The organism is Bacillus sp. LH1 (assembly GCF_057924895.1).
Genome location: NZ_CM175007.1, coordinates 1,673,537 through 1,690,424, shown reverse-complemented (window position 1 = coordinate 1,690,424; position 16,888 = coordinate 1,673,537). Strand labels below are relative to the sequence as shown.

The 16,888-nt window shown below is 34.4% G+C and carries 19 protein-coding genes; 2 read left to right on the top strand and 17 right to left on the bottom strand.

Features of this window, described 5'->3' with window-relative positions; all coding sequences use genetic code 11:
- Positions 1 to 100 precede the first annotated feature (100 nt).
- The 14 genes from fliI to ACX9TM_RS08900 form a co-directional block, all read right to left on the bottom strand.
- Complete coding sequence (gene fliI, locus ACX9TM_RS08965) at positions 101 to 1,405, bottom strand: flagellar protein export ATPase FliI (RefSeq protein WP_017672970.1); 1,305 nt, start codon at positions 1,403 to 1,405, stop codon at positions 101 to 103.
- A complete protein-coding gene (locus tag ACX9TM_RS08960) occupies positions 1,402 to 2,091 on the bottom strand; it encodes a FliH/SctL family protein (RefSeq protein WP_000051695.1) in 690 nt (229 codons plus the stop codon). Before ACX9TM_RS08960 ends, fliI begins: the two co-directional genes overlap by 4 nt.
- On the bottom strand, positions 2,078 to 3,082 hold the full coding sequence (gene fliG / locus ACX9TM_RS08955) for a flagellar motor switch protein FliG (RefSeq protein WP_000883356.1): 1,005 nt from the start codon (positions 3,080 to 3,082) through the stop codon (positions 2,078 to 2,080). Before fliG ends, ACX9TM_RS08960 begins: the two co-directional genes overlap by 14 nt.
- A 13-nt stretch (positions 3,083 to 3,095) precedes the next feature.
- On the bottom strand, positions 3,096 to 4,670 hold the full coding sequence (locus ACX9TM_RS08950; RefSeq protein WP_059303960.1) for a flagellar M-ring protein FliF C-terminal domain-containing protein: 1,575 nt from the start codon (positions 4,668 to 4,670) through the stop codon (positions 3,096 to 3,098).
- Positions 4,671 to 4,692: 22 nt separating this feature from the next.
- The gene (gene fliE / locus ACX9TM_RS08945) at positions 4,693 to 4,992 is read right to left on the bottom strand and encodes a flagellar hook-basal body complex protein FliE (RefSeq protein WP_000701670.1); all 300 of its coding nucleotides are present in this window, start codon (positions 4,990 to 4,992) and stop codon (positions 4,693 to 4,695) included.
- Positions 4,993 to 5,008: 16 nt separating this feature from the next.
- Positions 5,009 to 5,422 carry a flagellar basal body rod protein FlgC gene (gene flgC, locus ACX9TM_RS08940; RefSeq protein WP_000484680.1) on the bottom strand — a complete coding sequence of 138 codons (414 nt, stop codon included), beginning with the start codon at positions 5,420 to 5,422 and terminating at the stop codon, positions 5,009 to 5,011.
- 21 nt (positions 5,423 to 5,443) lie between these two features.
- Positions 5,444 to 5,902, bottom strand: coding sequence for a flagellar basal body rod protein FlgB (flgB, locus tag ACX9TM_RS08935; RefSeq protein ID WP_370445031.1), 459 nt, complete (start codon positions 5,900 to 5,902; stop codon positions 5,444 to 5,446).
- A 317-nt stretch (positions 5,903 to 6,219) separates the two neighbouring features.
- A complete protein-coding gene (locus tag ACX9TM_RS08930; protein ID WP_016124342.1) occupies positions 6,220 to 6,492 on the bottom strand; it encodes a hypothetical protein in 273 nt (90 codons plus the stop codon).
- Entirely contained in the window at positions 6,482 to 6,850 is a 369-nt protein-coding gene (locus ACX9TM_RS08925) for a flagellar export chaperone FliS (protein WP_001149516.1), read from the bottom strand. Before ACX9TM_RS08925 ends, ACX9TM_RS08930 begins: the two co-directional genes overlap by 11 nt.
- A 22-nt stretch (positions 6,851 to 6,872) precedes the next feature.
- A complete protein-coding gene (locus tag ACX9TM_RS08920; protein WP_063219999.1) occupies positions 6,873 to 8,255 on the bottom strand; it encodes a flagellar hook-associated protein 2 in 1,383 nt (460 codons plus the stop codon).
- Positions 8,256 to 8,274: 19 nt separating this feature from the next.
- The gene (locus tag ACX9TM_RS08915) at positions 8,275 to 9,138 is read right to left on the bottom strand and encodes a flagellar hook-associated protein 3 (protein ID WP_001266403.1); all 864 of its coding nucleotides are present in this window, start codon (positions 9,136 to 9,138) and stop codon (positions 8,275 to 8,277) included.
- 41 nt (positions 9,139 to 9,179) lie between these two features.
- The gene (flgK, locus tag ACX9TM_RS08910) at positions 9,180 to 10,478 is read right to left on the bottom strand and encodes a flagellar hook-associated protein FlgK (RefSeq protein ID WP_001239715.1); all 1,299 of its coding nucleotides are present in this window, start codon (positions 10,476 to 10,478) and stop codon (positions 9,180 to 9,182) included.
- A 17-nt stretch (positions 10,479 to 10,495) separates the two neighbouring features.
- Entirely contained in the window at positions 10,496 to 10,948 is a 453-nt protein-coding gene (locus ACX9TM_RS08905) for a hypothetical protein (RefSeq protein WP_000275879.1), read from the bottom strand.
- Between the two features lie 15 nt (positions 10,949 to 10,963).
- Complete coding sequence (locus tag ACX9TM_RS08900; RefSeq protein ID WP_000946323.1) at positions 10,964 to 11,428, bottom strand: YaaR family protein; 465 nt, start codon at positions 11,426 to 11,428, stop codon at positions 10,964 to 10,966.
- Positions 11,429 to 11,571: 143 nt separating this feature from the next.
- Between ACX9TM_RS08900 and ACX9TM_RS08895 the strand changes: the two genes are divergently transcribed.
- Positions 11,572 to 12,069, top strand: coding sequence for a flagellar motor switch protein FliG (locus ACX9TM_RS08895; RefSeq protein ID WP_001020110.1), 498 nt, complete (start codon positions 11,572 to 11,574; stop codon positions 12,067 to 12,069).
- A gap of 39 nt (positions 12,070 to 12,108) precedes the next feature.
- Complete coding sequence (gene cheR / locus ACX9TM_RS08890; protein WP_000582879.1) at positions 12,109 to 12,891, top strand: protein-glutamate O-methyltransferase CheR; 783 nt, start codon at positions 12,109 to 12,111, stop codon at positions 12,889 to 12,891.
- Positions 12,892 to 12,922: 31 nt separating this feature from the next.
- Here cheR and ACX9TM_RS08885 read toward each other — a convergent pair whose 3' ends face one another.
- From ACX9TM_RS08885 to ACX9TM_RS08875, 3 genes are read right to left on the bottom strand one after another with little or no spacing between them, the layout of a single operon-like run.
- On the bottom strand, positions 12,923 to 13,639 hold the full coding sequence (locus ACX9TM_RS08885; protein WP_065382164.1) for a hypothetical protein: 717 nt from the start codon (positions 13,637 to 13,639) through the stop codon (positions 12,923 to 12,925).
- A 27-nt stretch (positions 13,640 to 13,666) separates the two neighbouring features.
- Positions 13,667 to 15,067 (bottom strand): transglycosylase, encoded by a 1,401-nt coding sequence (locus ACX9TM_RS08880; RefSeq protein WP_072770143.1) that lies wholly within the window; start codon positions 15,065 to 15,067, stop codon positions 13,667 to 13,669.
- Between the two features lie 29 nt (positions 15,068 to 15,096).
- On the bottom strand, positions 15,097 to 16,737 hold the full coding sequence (locus tag ACX9TM_RS08875; RefSeq protein ID WP_001115002.1) for a flagellar motor switch protein: 1,641 nt from the start codon (positions 16,735 to 16,737) through the stop codon (positions 15,097 to 15,099).
- Positions 16,738 to 16,888 lie beyond the last annotated feature (151 nt).

The window sequence follows — 16,888 nt, the reverse complement described above, 5'->3', positions numbered from 1 at the left end:
TTCCTATTATAACGTTCTCTTTTTCTATTATATAGTTTTTTTCCAAAAAAATCTGTGAAATATTAAAAAACAAAAAAATAAGACCTCTTGGGCAGAGGCCTTATACTATATGGTGTATCGCTTCAACGATATCATCAAATGGGAAACTATCCGATCGGCCTTGCTTTAAAAATGTATTTATGCCTTCTACTTTATTTTTACATTCAAAAATATAAGCATTTTCTTCATTTTCTTGAATCGTTCCTAACTTAAAATACAATTCATTTTCTTTATAAATTGATAAAATCTTTCTCATTTCATTTGCAAGTTGCCAATGATGTGGTGAAACGATTTCTTCCATAATCCTACTTACTGAATCTAATACTGAAATTGCAGGATAATGACTAAGCGTTGCAAGCTCACGCTTTAATACGATATGTCCATCTAAAATACCACGTGCTAAATCTGGTACAGGACCATTTAAATCGTCCCCATCAACAAGCACCGTATAAATACCTGTTATAGATCCCTTTTGTGTTTTACCGGACCGCTCTAACAGCTTCTTCATATAACTTTCCATTAATAGTGTTTTACCACCAATCGGTAACTCTTTAACAGCAATATCAACACTTCTTCGTGCATCGGCAAAACGAGTAACAGAGTCCATCATAAGTAATACGTTATTACCTTGATCACGGAAGTATTCAGCAATAGACGTTGCGAGTTTCGCTGCACGAAGTTGCATAAGATGACTTTCATCTGACGTCGCTACAACAACGACGCTTTTTCGCATACCTTCCTCGCCTAACTCTTTTCGAATAAAGTCTTTTACTTCCCGGCCACGTTCTCCTACTAAACTAATAACGTTTATATCAGCTTTTGCATTTTTTGCTATCATTCCAAGTAAAGTAGATTTACCAACACCTGACCCAGCAAAAATACCAATCTTTTGACCGATACCAATTGTTAGCATAGAATCAATTGATTTTATTCCTGTTTCAAATACATCGGTAATCTCTTCACGTTCAAATGCATGTATAGGCGGTGCATCTAGTTTTATTTTCTGTAATGGAATGTTTTCAGCTTTCTCATTTAACACTTCACCATTTGCACTTAACACTTTTCCGAGCAAGTGATTACCACGTGGTACAACAACATCTTCTGAAACTAGTGTCACTGAATCTCCATAACATACTTTTTCTGTCTGTTCAAATGGAAGTAGCATATTATTTTCTTTTTCAATGGCAATCACTTCACATAAGACGTTATGTTCTCCAACGAAGCAAACATCTCCGATCTTCGCTTTCGGCCCTTTTGCTACGAAAAACTGTTCTTGTACACTATGAACTTTGCCTACTTTCGTATACAGCGGTGTTTCAATGAACTTATTCCATTTTTCGTTCTCATTCATTAACAGGCGGCTCATACATTTTGCTCCTCAAATAACTTCTCTTCTTCCCATTTCTGACGAAGTTTCGCAAATATAGGTGCAAATTTAAATTCAAAGAACTCTTTCTCTTCTTCCAGAACAAATTCACCAAACTGCAGGGAGAAATCATATTTCCATTCTACTAATTGTAGTAACCAATATTCTTTCGTATTCTCCTTCTCTTCTTGAATACGTTCAAACGTTTCTGGATGTACTGTAATGATTAATTTTTCAAACGAAGTTGGCAATGTTTGCACGATGCCAGTTAAAATAGGTAGCACATCAAGCAATCGTGAATCTACCGCTTGATTCACGATTTTTTCTGCTAAATGAAATGATTGATCCCATAATAACTCTGTCCATTCATATGCTATTTCTTGTTGTTCTTTTTGAAACTGCACACGCGCTGCTTCCATCTGTTCCATTTGTTCATGAATATGCATTTGAAATTGTTCTTTATCTTGTAATAACTGCTGACGCTCTCGTTCTAGCATTTGCTGCTCTTGCCTTAGCTGATTCATTTCCATATGTAATGATTCTTGCTGGGCGCGAAGCTCTGCATGATCTGCTTGTAATTCTTCCTCTTCTATTTGGACTGAAGCTGGTTTTGGAAATTGTAATTCATACGTTTCTTCAGAAAAAGAAACAGAATTCTTCGGAATTCTGTTTTTAAATAAGGACATCCTCTTCACCTCTTTGAACGATAATTCTTCCTTCTTTCTCTAGCTTTTTCACTGTACCAGTGATCGTTTGCTGCGCTTTTTCAGCATCCGTCATCTTAAGCGGTCCTAAGCCATCTAATTCTTCTAGAATCATCTCTTTACGGTTTGAAGACATACATGTAAATAATTTCTCTTTAATTTCTTCTTTTGCAATTTTAAGTGCTTTCGCAAGAACACCGTTATCTGTAATTTCTTCTAATACACGGCGAAGCGCAAGATCTTCAAGACCAAGTAAGTCTTCAAAGACAAACATATTTTCTTTAATTTTCTCAGATAACTCATAATCGACTTCATCCAGTTTTTGAAAGACTGTTTTTTCAACACCTCGTGAAACATTATTTAAAATGTTTACGATTGTTTTCAAGCCATCAGTTTTATTAATTGCACTAAATGCCATATTATTTAATTTCGTTTTTAACAACTCACCAATTTGATTAATTAATTCACCATCAACTTGTTCTAGTTTCGCAATACCCATTACCGTTTCTACTCGCTTATGATCTGGCAATCTCTCAATTAATTGAGACGCAAGTTGCGGTTTAATATAAGAAGCGATAATTGCAATTGTTTGTGGTGACTCATCATTAAGCACTGTAAGAAGTGGTTCTAAATCTGTAAGTGAATTTAAGAATTCAAATGGATTATCTTTGTTATACCAAAGGTCTTCCAATAATTTTTCCAGTTCGTCTTCTGGCATGTTTTTAAATATACGACGAATATACTCTTTATCTGGAGTGACTAAGTTCAATTCTTTTACATTTAGTTCATATAAGAACTCTCCTAGTACATTCTCTAACGTTTCTGGTTTATATACACGAAACTTCGCAATTTCACGAAGTAATACTTCTTTTTCCTCAGCTGTCATATATTCAATGACTTTTGCTGCCACCCCTTCGTCTAATGTACGAATGAGGATGGCAGCTTTTTCTTTGGAGGAGATTTCATCTAACATCGTTGTTCCTCCCTTACTGTCCGTTTAACCATTTTTTAATTACTTTTGCAGTACCTTCTACATGTTCTTTCGTAGCATCCTGCACTTGTTCATCTAACGTTGGTTCTTTCGGTTCTTCTGGTTCAGGTTTTGGCTCTGGCACTATTTTTTCTTCAGGAATTTCCAAGATACTTTCATTACTTGCAGCCACTTCATCTTCTGCTAAGTATTCTTCATATTCCTCTTCTTCTTTCTTTCTCTTACGTCTTGCTAATAAGAACCATACTAGACCACCGATTGCTAATAAGCCAGCTGTAATTCCACCGAATAACCACCAGTTCATACCACTTTTTTCTGGCTCTTTCTCTTTTTCAGCTTTCGGCTGATCGAACTGAACAGTTACAACGTTAACTTGACCATTTATAAAGTTACCGTTCGGATCAGCTTGAAGTCCTGCCGCTGTTCCAATTGCTTCTTTGAAAGTAGTCATATCAATTCTTCGTTTTACTAACGTATCATTATCTACCCATACAACAACATTTGTTTTCGTTAATTCTGGGTGTTTCTTAATTGTTTCAACTGTTTTATCTATTTCATAGTTTTCGATTTTGTTGCCATTTTTATTATCGTAGACAACTTTACCATTTTGATTATTGTTCGTACCGTAGTTTGGCACTTCACCGTTCGCTGTAATACCAGCACCTTGCTTCGTATCTGCCCCTTCTTGCGCAGTAGAGCTTTCTTCTTGCTCTTGTTTACTACGAAGTACACCTTTATCACCATACTTCTCTGACTGACGTGTAACTTCATCGTAGTTTACAGATACTTTCGTATTCACTTTATATTCATTCGGTTTAAACATCGTCATTAACGTTGCATCAATATCTTGCTTTAATTTACCTTCAAGTTGGTGCTGCATCTCTACTTCTTTCTCATAAGAAGAGGAACTACTAGAATGTGCTTCATCTGCTCCTTTTGAGATAACACCTTTTTTACTATCAATAACACTTACTTCTTCTGCTTTCACACCAGGAACCGCTGCACTAATCATTTGCTGTATACCTGCAACTTGATCAGCCGTTAACAATTGTCCACGTTTCACTCCAACCGTAATCGCCGCTGTTCCTTTCGCTTTTTCTTCATCAAAAATCGTCTCTTTTTCAGGCAATGTAATTTGAACATTTGCCGTTTCAACTGTCGCAAAGTTTCTTACAATATCTTGTTCCAATTGCTTCTTCGTACCGACAATTTGCTTCATTTTTTTATCTTGTTCACTTGAACCGAGAGAGCTTTCTAATAAAATTTCTTCACCGCTTTTCGAATTAAACGGTAAGCCCATCCCATTCATTTCTTTTCGAACCCATGGAGCATCATTCTTTTGCACACGAATTGAACCATCGGCCGCTAATTGGTAATCGACACCTAACTTCGATAATTCTGCTGTAATCTCTTGTTTATCTGCATCATTTAAATTTTGATATACAACAACATATTTATCTGGCAAGGTGAAGTATAAAAGTGCTCCTGTTACAATCGCTAAAAGCGCAGCACCGATTACTAACTTATGCCACGTTTTTAACGATTGGATAACATTTTTCATCTTTTCCATTTAAACACACCCGTCCACTTTCCTAAATTTGCATATTAATTAGTGACTTATAATTTTCAATAAGATTATCACGTACGAGAGCAGCCGTTTTCATTTGAGACTCAGCTTTCTTTTGCTGAATTAAAACGTCATGTGTTTCTCCTACCCCTTTAGTTAGTAAATCATATACTGCTGTTTGTGCATTGTTTTGCGTTTGATTCATATCTTCCAATAAATCAATAAACTTTTTCTCCGGAGCTACAGATGTTTGAGAAGTTTTCGGTGCACCAATTGACTGAATTGCTCCAAATGGTTGTGTATGTAACATTGGTTGAATTTTCATATTACGATTTTCCCCCTTATCCTCGGCCGATTTCTAAATCTTTATCAAGCATTTTTTTATTCGCATTTAATACACTCGTATTCGCTTCATACATTTTTTGAGCAACCATTACATTCGTCATTTCAGCAGTTACATCAATATTTGGATAACGTACATATCCTTCTTCATTTGCGTGCGGATGCGTCGGATCATACACTAAATTTTCCGTTTTGTCTGCTTCAATACTTTTTATTTTTACTCCATTAGTAGGAGCCCCATCTAACATACTTGCAAAACTATTGTTTGATTCTAACACCACACTACGACGCTCATATAAATCTGCCCCCGGAGCCGCCGTCGTATTTGCATTTACAATATTGTTAGAAGTAACTTCCATCCACTTTCTCGCTGTCGTTAGCCCTGAGCCACTTGCATTAATTGCCTGAAACATCCGTTGTCTCTCCTTCTACTTTTAACGTCCGCGTGCCGCTTGGTTAATTGCATATTGTGTATTAATTGCGTTAATTGAAATACCGTATAACTGATTTGCTTTCATTAAATCTAGCATTTCTGTCGTTACATCCACACTATTTCCGTCTTTATTCGTTTGCATTGATTTTGTTTGAATCTTTGCATATGTATTTTTCGTATTTACTGTCGGTAAGTGCATTTCATTCGTTTGATATAAATCTGGATTGCTCTTTAAATCAGCCGCATTATTTTTATATAAGGCACTACTTTTATTCATCTGCTCAGCAAATGTTACATCTTGTGCTTTATAGCCAGGTGTATTCGCATTTGCAATATTACTAGAAACAGTATTTCGTTTCGTCACTAAATAATTCATATAATGGCTTACATCACTCACTAAATCTGGCATATTCCACACCCTTCCTTTTCTAACGTAATGATCCACTGATAGAAGTTTCACTTCATTATTTATTTTCTTATATGCGTTTATTAAAATATTTACTATTATGTACCCTTACATATTTTATTCCATTTTTTCATTGTTGTCTTTAGAAAAATACAAAAATATAAAAAAGAATGCAAAAAACTGTATACACATAGTAATCTATAGAACATTTCAATAGATAAACTACAAACTAAAGTCCATTTTTCTATTATTTAGATTACTATTATTTTTTCATCACAGTCATAAAATGAAACCTCAATCAGCGGCGTTCTTTATGTAAACGAAGGAATAGACCCCCTTTTAAAAGGGGAATCTGTTTCCAAACGTTATTATTAATATTTACCGTAAAATGAATTAGCCTTCATTCGCCCATCATTTGTCATAATCATTTCTTCCAAAATCTTTTGCCTATCCCGAATATGCTGAGCTGCCTTAATAATGAACGGGCTTACTTCTGCTGCAACTTGCGCACGCGTTTCTTCATCCAATGTCATCATCCAGCGATTTAACATCTCACTCTTCTCAGCAAACTCTCTGTCTGACACTTGCAATTCACCGATTTCATTAAAACAGCTGACAAACGTCCGATAAATATCATTGTTCATTTTCAAGTGCTCCGCGGTAACCGTCTATTAAATCTTGTAACACTTTCACAATTGCATCAATATCTTTCGCTTCACGCGTTACTTTCATCGTTTGAATTTGAATGCTAATCCAATCATATAAACCATAGAGACTATCATATAAATCTTTCGTAATTTCAGGATTTAATTGAAGTTTTAGTTCTTCAAAAATACGTTCTAATTTTTCAAGAAGTGCGTCCCCTTCTTGTAGTTTAAAAGTATGTAAAAGTTCTTCTAAATTACGAAACTCTACAATACATCTTTCATAAATAAAAATTGTATTTTTAATCGGATTACTCGTCATAATATCATTTTGCATATAACGTTGCCATGCTTGCATACGATCACTTCCTCAACTTTCATTAATCATCACTTTTTTGTTTTGTCATTGCTTTAATTGTTTTTAGTTGGCTATCAAGCGCTGCTAATGTACTCTCTAGCTTTTGATACTTCTTCACAATTTCATCTTGTTTTTGCAAGTTTTGCGTCTCAATATCTTTAATCTTTTTATCTAAATCACTTACACGTGAGTCAATGTTTTTAACTCTCTCGCCGACTACACCTTTATCACCAAATAGTTTATCAAGCGGTTCTTCCATCATTTTTCCTAAACCGTTAGAACTAAAGAAAAATTGCTTCGCTGCATCTGGTTTTTCTTTTAATGCTTGTGTTAATTTTTCATCATTAACTTCCATCGTTCCATCTTGCTTTAATTGAATACCAAATGTGAATAAATAATTGCCATCTTGAGAAAATGTTACGACATTGTTCATTGCCTGACGTACACTTTGCATAATAGCTTGACCTTGAAAAGCTCCACCTTTTCCAGCAAAGATATCTACTGTAGAAACAGCTTTATTATAATCAGCTACCATTTTTTTAATAACATTCGATGCGTCTGTTACGTTTGAGTCATTTACTGTAAACTTTAGATCTATACCTTTTGCTTTTGGATCTGTTGTTGCACCAGCATCTGGCGCTCCTTCTACTTTCGGCTCAGTTACCTTTAACAACTCAATTTTCACACCAGGAAGAGCTTCAATTGTATTAGTAGAACCTTCCCCTTTGATACCATTAATAGTATACATAGCATTTTGTGCTTCATTGATTGTATTGAGCGCTGTGCCATCCGCCTTAGCTAAACCCATATCTTGAAATAGTGTAGATGTGCTCGCCTCAAACTTAATCTGTCCATCTGTTCCCTCTTTTTTCGAGGTCATGAAAATTTTATTTCCAAGTGTATAAGCTGATACGCCATAATCTCCATCATTAATCTTATTAATTAAATCTTTATATGTCATATCAGTTGTTACTTTTAGTTCTTTACCACCTAGTTTTAATGTTTCATCTTTAGGAAGCTTTGCATTTATATCTTTAATTTCATTTGAAGCTATTTGATGACGCTGTGCAAGCTGTGTAATTGTCATATTAAAAGTACCAGCAATCGCACCACCATCTGCTTTTACATTAATATAACCGTCTTGTGATGTTGTTACCTTTTTCTCATTCCCTTTAAAAGCCGCTAAGTTTTTAAAAGTTTGTGTAAAAGAACTAAATTCTGATTTTAAACTTGTATATAGTAGTTTATCATTTGTAAGGTCATTCTTTTCTTTCGTATATGGTGTTTTCCTCATATCTAAAGCATTCATTTCTAATTCGACGAAGTTAGAAGTATCGATCATATTATTTCCGAGGTTCCAAATTTGTTGTCTACCACCAATACCTGTCATCGTTGTTCCTGCCATTTTTCTCACTCCCTATAGATTACATGTAGTCTAAAATACTCGTTTTACTCATCGTACTAACCGCTTTAAGCGTCGCTTCATATGTTGCATTTATATATGCCAAGTCAGAAATTGCGACCGCTAAATCAACATCCTCAATTTCTTTACGGTTTTCTTGAAGCGCTAAGTTTTGCTCACTTAAAATTGTTTTAAACGTCTCCATTGTGTTCATTGTTGAACCAACTTCAGTCGTACGGTTAATGATGCCATCTAAATTTTTCTTGTTTTCTCCTAATAACGGTTGTAACGCTTTTTGGTCACCTTTTTGCATCGCTTCGCTCATCTGTTTTAACGTTTTTATAACCGGTGATAATAATGCTTCTCCATTACGGAATGCTTTTAATTCATAACCATCATTTAGTTGCCAGTTCACATCATTTTTTCCGCCCTGGTACGTACCATCTTCTGTAAATGGTGACTTTTCTGCACTATCACCACCGAAAATATAACGACCTTGCTCTTTCGTATTCGCTAAATATACAACTTGTTTTAAAATTTGATCAATCTCTGCACCGATGGCTTTCAATTCTTTTTCACCATTTGGCTCATTTAATGCCTGTACCGTTAATTGATCTGCTCTCGTTAAAGATTTAAAAATACCTTGTAAAGTATTCTCAGTTTGTGTTAATACATTTTTTGAGTCAGCTAAATCTTTTTGCATTTGTTCAATATTCGCCAATGAATGTTGAATCGCAAATGATTTACTCGCTGCAAGTGGATCTTCACTCATAAGAAGATTTTTCTTCCCTGAAGTTACTTGGTTTCTATGGTATTGTTGTTGCACATTCAAATCCATTAACTGATTCTTTGCCCAGTTTGCATTTTGAAATGTAGATACTCTCATTTCTATCTCCTCCTTATATATTTCCAATCAATTATTATCACTTATCGAATAATCGAAAATAGACTATCAAACACTTCATTCATCGTAGTAATAGCTTTAGAGTTTGCGACGAAATATTTTTGGAAGGCCATTAAATTTACCATTTCCTCTTCCATATTTACACCTTCAACGCTCATTTTTTCTTGTTGAATACCTTCTAGTAAGTCGCCATGAATTTTTTGATAACCATTTACTGCACTTTTATCAGATGCAACACGAACTATAAATTGGTCTAATGCTTGTTTATAAGAAAGCCCTTCTTTATAATCGTCATCTGTAACTGCTGCTAGTTTATTTGCTGTTTCAGCAGACATTTTCATTTTCGAAACATCTTTTTGGAATTCTGGATTTAACTTCATATCCTTCGCATAATCTCCAACGAAGAAATCTTTTCCCATCACTGTATTCACTTGATTTTTCATCGAACTCATTAAGTCTTCGAGATTTTTTTTATATTCAACAATCTTCGCTTTCGTATCAATCGCTGATTTTATCGCCCCGCTAGTTACAGAGATCTCTGAACCGTAAATCTCAACTGACATTGGGTCTTTTTCTTTATTTAATTGAAGTGGATATGTATCTTGTCCATTTACTGTTAAAATACCATTCATTCTAACACTCGCGATATTAGGATTCATAGATTCATAAGATACTTCGATGTTTGCATACTTAGACATCTCTGTAACGATGCGATCTCTTTCGTCTAAAAGTTGATTCGGCACTTGTGTACCTGCTTGTCCAATTTTATGATTCGCTTCTGCTAAACTAGCAGCAAGACGATTAAATTCATTAACATGCGCCTCAATATCTTCTGCTGTCTGTGCTTCCACTGTATCTAAGTTTTTCGCAAGACGATTCACTTGACTTGTGAACTTCCCAGTTTCAGAAATTAATGTATCGTAGTAGTTTGGTTGCTCTGGATTTTTTGCTACTTCACGAAAGGCATTAAAGAAACCGTCCATTAAACTAGATAATGAATTCTTTCCTGTCGTTCCAACCATAGACTCTACACGTGATAAAGTCGAATTCATGTAGTTATAGTAAGAGAGTTGAGATAATTGATCATTAAACTGCTTCGTCTTTACCTCATCAGTAATACGGTCAACACCTAGCGTTTGTACACCGTAACCAATTCTCTGTTCTGGCGTATGACCATTGCTTGCTCCAACAGATCCGTAATTCACCATTTGACGCACATAACCCGGTGTATGAATATTAGACAAGTTTTGTTTCGTTGTTTGTAACCCCATTTGAGCCGCTAACATGCCCGATAGCGGTGTATTATAATCAGATAATCTCATAAAGCTTCACTTCTCCTTTACAATAGTTCGTTCATAAAGATTTGCGAATTATTGTTTCGCTCTAAATTATATTCAGAAACAGAATCCACAATACTTTCTGTAGTTTTTAATAGTACGTTTAAGTAATATTGATTTTTCAAAAGAATCATTTTTACATTCTCTTCTAATTCAGTTACGTTTTTTTGTAATTCTTTCATTTTTTCAATTTCTTCTTGAGAAAAATACGAAAATAACGCACTTACACGAAACGATTCAACTCCTTGTTCTTTACAGAACTGAACAACCATTTCTTCAAATGAGCTTGATAACCCTTTTAAACCATCAATGTACTGCAATTGCTCTACTTGTAACTTTTGAACTGCATTTACATTTTTATTTTTTAAATTCTCATATATTTGCTCTCCAAGCGCTTGAATATTTTCATACGCTTTTTGTATAATAACAAGCTTTTCATATAATTGTATGTACATATAGCTTCCTTCCTTTTACAAGACTAAATTTACAATTAAGCCATGGATTTCTCCAATTTGATTTAACATTTCTAAATGTCCTGTTTTCGTGTTAATTAAATTCATAACATCTTCTAATTCATTCAATCCCATTTCTGCCTGTTTCACAATCGTCATTTTCTGTGAATATCCGTAACGTGGGTGACGAGACATGACATCTTTATACTGCAATACATTATCAACGTAGAAATTCAAAAATGATTTTACTGTATTTTTGTATTCCATTACATTATCAAGCGTTAATTCCATTTCAATTTTCTCTTTAATTTCTCCAATATTATCGACAAACGCTTCCATTTGTTCTAGTAATTTATCTTTTTTCGGATCTGCATGCAAATTATCCGAAAATGCAAGTCCTGTTCTGACATTTGCTTCTTTCGGCATTTGAGTAGCAGGCGGTATATGCGATAAAATTGGATTATGCGAGATAGAACGTAGCATATATATCACCTATTTATTTTTTTATTTCTTCCTAAACTTAATCGTAAAATCCAGTTATTTATAATTATACTCTGAACAGTAATATTTTGCAGTTATTTTTTATAAAAGATATGTTACAATTTAGCATGAGGTGGCACAATTCTATGAATATTTTCCTTTGTGGTTCAAATCAATTAACAGCATTAGATCAAGAAGAAATTAAAAAATTTTTAACTGACTATGCTCACAAACATAAAATTTACATATTATGTTATAAATCTATTGAAAATGAGGTTCTTCGTTTTTTCGTTGAGAATGAAAGACTCGCTCAAAATTTATGCCTTTACACGCTGCAACCATTGCAAGCAATTACAGATGAATTCCAAGAAGTCGTTGATTACTTAAAAAAACACGGAGCCGAATATGTTGCTTTTGATCATCCTTCTGACTCCATTTACCGATCAGATTATATGTTTTTTGTTAAACAAATTATTGAAGACACTGATTTAGTTCTCTGTTTTTATAATGGGGACAAACATACATCTGTCATCCCTGTCGATGTTGCAAAAGAAGCAGGTATTGATGCTGTCATTTATGATTTACCAGGATTACATGAAAAGCAAATGAAAAAAAGCTTTGAACAAAAAATTCGTATGATGTAAAGGGGGAGGCACAATATCATTATTGTGCCCATTGTAAATATGATAATTGAACAAGATTATGATCATTTTATCGCGAGTTTTAAACAACAATTCAATATGGACATCGCTTCATATAAACAAGATAGAATGCGCCGTAGAATCGATGCTTTCATTTCGAGAAAAGGCTTCGAAAACTACACTAATTTTTTAAACAAATTACGCGCTGATCAAAATTTATTTTTAAATTTTATTGACTATATTACAATTAACGTTTCAGAGTTTTTTAGAAATAAAGAACGATGGCAAACTTTAGAGTCGAAAGCACTACCAAAATTACTCGAACAAAATAGCGGAAAATTAAAGGTATGGAGTGCCGCTTGCGCTGCTGGTGAAGAACCGTATACACTCTCTTTAATTTTATCGAAGCATCTTGCTCCATTTCGTTTTGAAATTCAAGCAACAGATCTTGATTTTCATATTTTAGAAACCGCAAAACGCGGTCAATATACAGAACGTTCTTTAAAGGAATTACCTACTGATTTGAAAGAACGTCATTTCACAAAAGAAAATGATCTATATTCATTGCATCAAAACATTAAACAAAACGTCTCGTTTAAACAACATGACCTTTTAATGCAGTCATTCGATACAAATTATGATTTGATTATTTGTCGCAATGTAATGATATATTTCACAGAAGAAGCAAGAGTAAAACTTTACGAAAAATTTAGTCGTTCTTTACGAAAAGGCGGTGTACTATTTGTTGGTAGTACGGAACAAATTTTAACACCCGAGCGTTACAATCTTCAGCGATTTGATACATTCTTCTACGAAAAAATATAAAAGAGGTCGTCACAATGGAGTGACGACCTTTTTACATAACTCGAATTAAAATAATACCGACAATCCATATAAAGAGAAAAAGAAGCGTCATAGACCATTTATGTTCTTGCATCGTTTGTTTCAATGCCTGTGATAATTGTGTCATGTTCATTTCCGCAAGCGCTCTCCATACACTTACATCCCGATCTTTAGCAATGCGGTCTGTAACACTAATTAAAATTGTTTCGTTAGACAATTTCGTTATATAAGCAGTAATAACCGTTACCATCAAATTTATATTTCCTTCTGAAGAATCACTTTCCACTCTAGAGATAAGTGCACTCACATCTAGTAACGGAATATGTACTTTTCTACCAAATGATAGTTGTACTTCAGCGAAATCATATGTTCCATCTAACAAAGGAAGTTCTTTTATATGCGCCTGCTTAACAAGCCCTTGTAGGCTTCTAATTACTTGTTCAAATATTTTTTCTGTTTGCTTACCTTCTCCAGATAACGTATGTAACTTTTTAAAAAGTTGTAACACTGTATCCATCTCTTTAGAAAGCATTTCCTTCATAATCTTTCCATCACTTAAACTTGCAAGTAAAATGCCTATTTCATTATTTTTCGAAATAATTTTAGACTGTCCAGTAAACACTAAATTGCTACGCTTTCGTTCTTTCTGGATTCCATGCTCCGAAATAGCTGCAGGCTGTTTTAATGGTTGTAACGCCTTATCTTCAATTGTCGTACGTTTAATCTCCATTTAAGCGCCTCCACTACTATGAAATAATTAGCCCCATTCTTTATTACTCTTTAAAACTAAAAACAGTACGAATAAACCTGACATGATAGTAAACACATCAGAAGCTTGCACTCCCTGTTCACCTTTTTCTTCTTTCTTGTCTTTCGGTTCTTCTTTTTGTTCTTTCTTTTTAGAGGCAACTTGTTTGTTATTTTTCTCTTTTTGGTCCTTCGCCTTATGTACTTCCTTGTTGTCTTCGAACGGCTCTTTTATAACGTAAGTAAATTCCTCTTTCTCTTTCAACGGTTCTTTTATAAACTTATTTACTTTCTCATCTCGCTTCGGAATTTGAACAACTGGCAAATTTTCTTCTGGAACCGGGTTTTTGACTTTGGAATCTTCTTGCTTCTCATTTTCTTTCTTATCTTCTAATTCATTTTCTAGTTTATTATCTAATTTATCTTCTTTCTCTTCTATCTTTTTATCATCTTCATTTTTTGGCGCCAAAACAGAAATGGTATATTCACTTTCCTCAACAAGTTTATTACCTGCTGCATCTATTATCTCTACAAGTAATTCGTATGGCCCAGCCGGCAATGCTTCTGTTATTTCAAATACTTTTTGCCAATCCATATCATGCTTGTTGTAGTCTAATAAAAACGAAAGCTCTTTATTTTCTTTCCCTTTTAATGTAACGCGCACTTCTTTTACAACCGATTCTATATCTGATGCTTTTACTCGTATATGTATAGAATCTCCCTGTTTTCGTTCAACTAAGTTCTCTTTTACTTCATCAATAGTAACTTTCTGTAACTTTGGCAATTCTTTATCTATAGTTGGCGTTTCATTTTTAATACGAATGAGCGGGACTTTCACTTCATTTTTTATGAGCTCTTCTTTCTCATTCTCTTTGTAACTTTGAACGAGCTGAAGATTCCAATCACCTTGCAAATCAAAATCCCCTGCTTTATAGTTAGCAACCCAGCTCTTCGTTTCTTCATCATACTCAAAAGATAACATTCTTTCTTGCGCATATTGCTCCCCATTTTTTTGTAACTGCAATATCCCTTTCATACTTTGAATGTTTTTCCCATTTGGTTCTACAGCAATTCGCACCTCTTCGCCAACTTTAAGCTCCGGCTTATTTACTGTAATAATTCCCTGTTCTGTTTCTATCTTTCTTTCACTCAATTGTTTATTTACTACTTCTTGTTGTTCTGCTTCTTTTTGTTTCTCCTCTTTTTGTTTCTCCTCTTTTTGTTTCTCTTCATCTTGTTTCGTTTCCACTTGTTCTGACGATTCTTGAGATTCCTTATTTTCTTCTTGTACATTCACTTCATTTATTTTTTGATCTGACTCAATTTGTTCCTCAGCCTGACTTTGCAAGGGGAAGAACAAGCATACATGTATGCTTAGCCAACTCATTAGAAAAAACTTTACGTTTTTCATCTACTAGTTCAAACTCCTATTTCAATGCCTTATAGTGATTTCGTCACTTTTACTCCGAAAAATCCATCTACATTTACAAGTTCACCATACGCCACTAATACATCATTTACATAAATACGAATTGGTTCATCAATATCCTCATCTAGCACAACTGCTTCATTTTCTTGTAAACTTAATATATCTTGAATCGTTTTCACTGTACTTCCAAATACAAATTTCACATTCATTTCTACATTTTGTAGAATGGACGTGTCCATATATACTGGTTCCATTTGTTTTACTTCTTTAAATTCAATAGGTTGCACAACTGGTTCTACAATTTTTTCTTCTTCAATTTCTTCTGTGGCAATCTCTTCTTCTTCCACCATTGGATACAGAAGTCGCCTTACCATTTCTTTCGCTTCAGAAATTGGCAAAATTTGATACATTTTCGATTGAAGCAGATCACCAATTTCAAGATTGAACGTAATTTGAACGAGTTCGTCCACTTCCATTGACTCTCCCAAATACTCCATTTCTTCTTTTAACGTTACAAATTTAACATTTGGCGGCGTCATGTCCATTTTTTCTTGGAACATTTCTGACATCGCCGTAGCAGCATGACCCATCATTTGGTTCATAATTTCTTTAATACCGCTCAGTTCTAATTCAGTAAGCTCTTTTTCCGGATCAACTTCCCCTGTTCCCATCATCATTAAATCTACCATTGTTAAGGCGACATCTTTCGTAAATACGAATACATTCTCATTCTTTAGCCCTTCAACAAAGTCGACATTTAAAATAACAAATGGCACTGGTACTCCATCATAATGACGAACATTGATTGCTTCCACATTTGGTGTACTAATTGTAACTGGCTGATTTAAAAGCGTTGACAATACTGTTGAAGCGGAACCAATTGAAATATTTGCAATTTCACCAAGTACATCTTTCTCTTCTTGTGTTAAATGCTCTTTTTCAACTTGTTCTTCTACAATCTCAGTTTCCACTACTTCTGCTGGTTCGACTGTTTCTTCTACTTCACCAGATAATTGCATTAATTTATTTACCATTTGTTTCGCATGATCAACTGAAACAATTTGTACAAGTTTAGAGTTTACAAGATTATCTATCTTTAAATCAAACGACACTTTAACAATCGTATGATTCCCATCGATTTCAGAAATTTTCTCCATTTCTTCTGATAACTTTACAACTTTAATCGTCGGCGGAGACATATCTACTGTATCTTGGAAGAATTCCGACATAGATGTAGCTGCGAATCCCATCATTTGATTCATCGCTTCTTGTACAGCACTTAGCTCTAATTCGCCAAGTTCTTTTCCGTCCTCCACTTCACCTGTTCCCATCATCATTAAATCAGCAATGGATAATGCAACATCTTGCTTAAGGACAAGAAGGTTTTCCATATCCAATCCTTTTGTAAAATGAATGTTTAATACAACATGTGGAACTTCGACATCTCTTGAATCATATAAATCTACCAACTCTATGCGAGGAGCAGTAATGCTTACTTGCCTATTTAAAATTGTTGATAATACAGTCGAAGCTGAACCAAATGATATATTTGCAATTTCGCCAAGAATATCGCATTCTTGAGGCGTTAAATGCTCATTTTCTTTTTCTAGCACAATCGTGCTCGTATCCCCTTTTGTGTGTTGCTCAGGCATTTTCCCTGCCTCCTCATTTCTGTTTTTCTATCAAATAATATAAACTCTTATTTTATTTTAGCAAACTCATTAGTATAAAACGTTACTATGTATCCCATTATTAGATTCGTAGCAATTAGCCAAAAAGCTCCCCAATTGTATACAAGTGGGG

Coding starts and splice junctions, on each gene's coding strand:
- fliI (WP_017672970.1), bottom strand. CDS start 1,405: ATGAGCCGCCTGTTAATGAATGAGAACGAAAAATGGAATAAGTTCATT.
- ACX9TM_RS08960 (WP_000051695.1), bottom strand. CDS start 2,091: ATGTCCTTATTTAAAAACAGAATTCCGAAGAATTCTGTTTCTTTTTCT.
- fliG (WP_000883356.1), bottom strand. CDS start 3,082: ATGTTAGATGAAATCTCCTCCAAAGAAAAAGCTGCCATCCTCATTCGT.
- ACX9TM_RS08950 (WP_059303960.1), bottom strand. CDS start 4,670: ATGGAAAAGATGAAAAATGTTATCCAATCGTTAAAAACGTGGCATAAG.
- fliE (WP_000701670.1), bottom strand. CDS start 4,992: ATGAAAATTCAACCAATGTTACATACACAACCATTTGGAGCAATTCAG.
- flgC (WP_000484680.1), bottom strand. CDS start 5,422: ATGTTTCAGGCAATTAATGCAAGTGGCTCAGGGCTAACGACAGCGAGA.
- ACX9TM_RS08930 (WP_016124342.1), bottom strand. CDS start 6,492: ATGAACAATGATATTTATCGGACGTTTGTCAGCTGTTTTAATGAAATC.
- ACX9TM_RS08925 (WP_001149516.1), bottom strand. CDS start 6,850: ATGCAAGCATGGCAACGTTATATGCAAAATGATATTATGACGAGTAAT.
- ACX9TM_RS08920 (WP_063219999.1), bottom strand. CDS start 8,255: ATGGCAGGAACAACGATGACAGGTATTGGTGGTAGACAACAAATTTGG.
- ACX9TM_RS08915 (WP_001266403.1), bottom strand. CDS start 9,138: ATGAGAGTATCTACATTTCAAAATGCAAACTGGGCAAAGAATCAGTTA.
- flgK (WP_001239715.1), bottom strand. CDS start 10,478: ATGAGATTATCTGATTATAATACACCGCTATCGGGCATGTTAGCGGCT.
- ACX9TM_RS08905 (WP_000275879.1), bottom strand. CDS start 10,948: ATGTACATACAATTATATGAAAAGCTTGTTATTATACAAAAAGCGTAT.
- ACX9TM_RS08900 (WP_000946323.1), bottom strand. CDS start 11,428: ATGCTACGTTCTATCTCGCATAATCCAATTTTATCGCATATACCGCCT.
- ACX9TM_RS08895 (WP_001020110.1), top strand. CDS start 11,572: ATGAATATTTTCCTTTGTGGTTCAAATCAATTAACAGCATTAGATCAA.
- cheR (WP_000582879.1), top strand. CDS start 12,109: ATGATAATTGAACAAGATTATGATCATTTTATCGCGAGTTTTAAACAA.
- ACX9TM_RS08885 (WP_065382164.1), bottom strand. CDS start 13,639: ATGGAGATTAAACGTACGACAATTGAAGATAAGGCGTTACAACCATTA.
- ACX9TM_RS08880 (WP_072770143.1), bottom strand. CDS start 15,067: ATGAAAAACGTAAAGTTTTTTCTAATGAGTTGGCTAAGCATACATGTA.
- ACX9TM_RS08875 (WP_001115002.1), bottom strand. CDS start 16,737: ATGCCTGAGCAACACACAAAAGGGGATACGAGCACGATTGTGCTAGAA.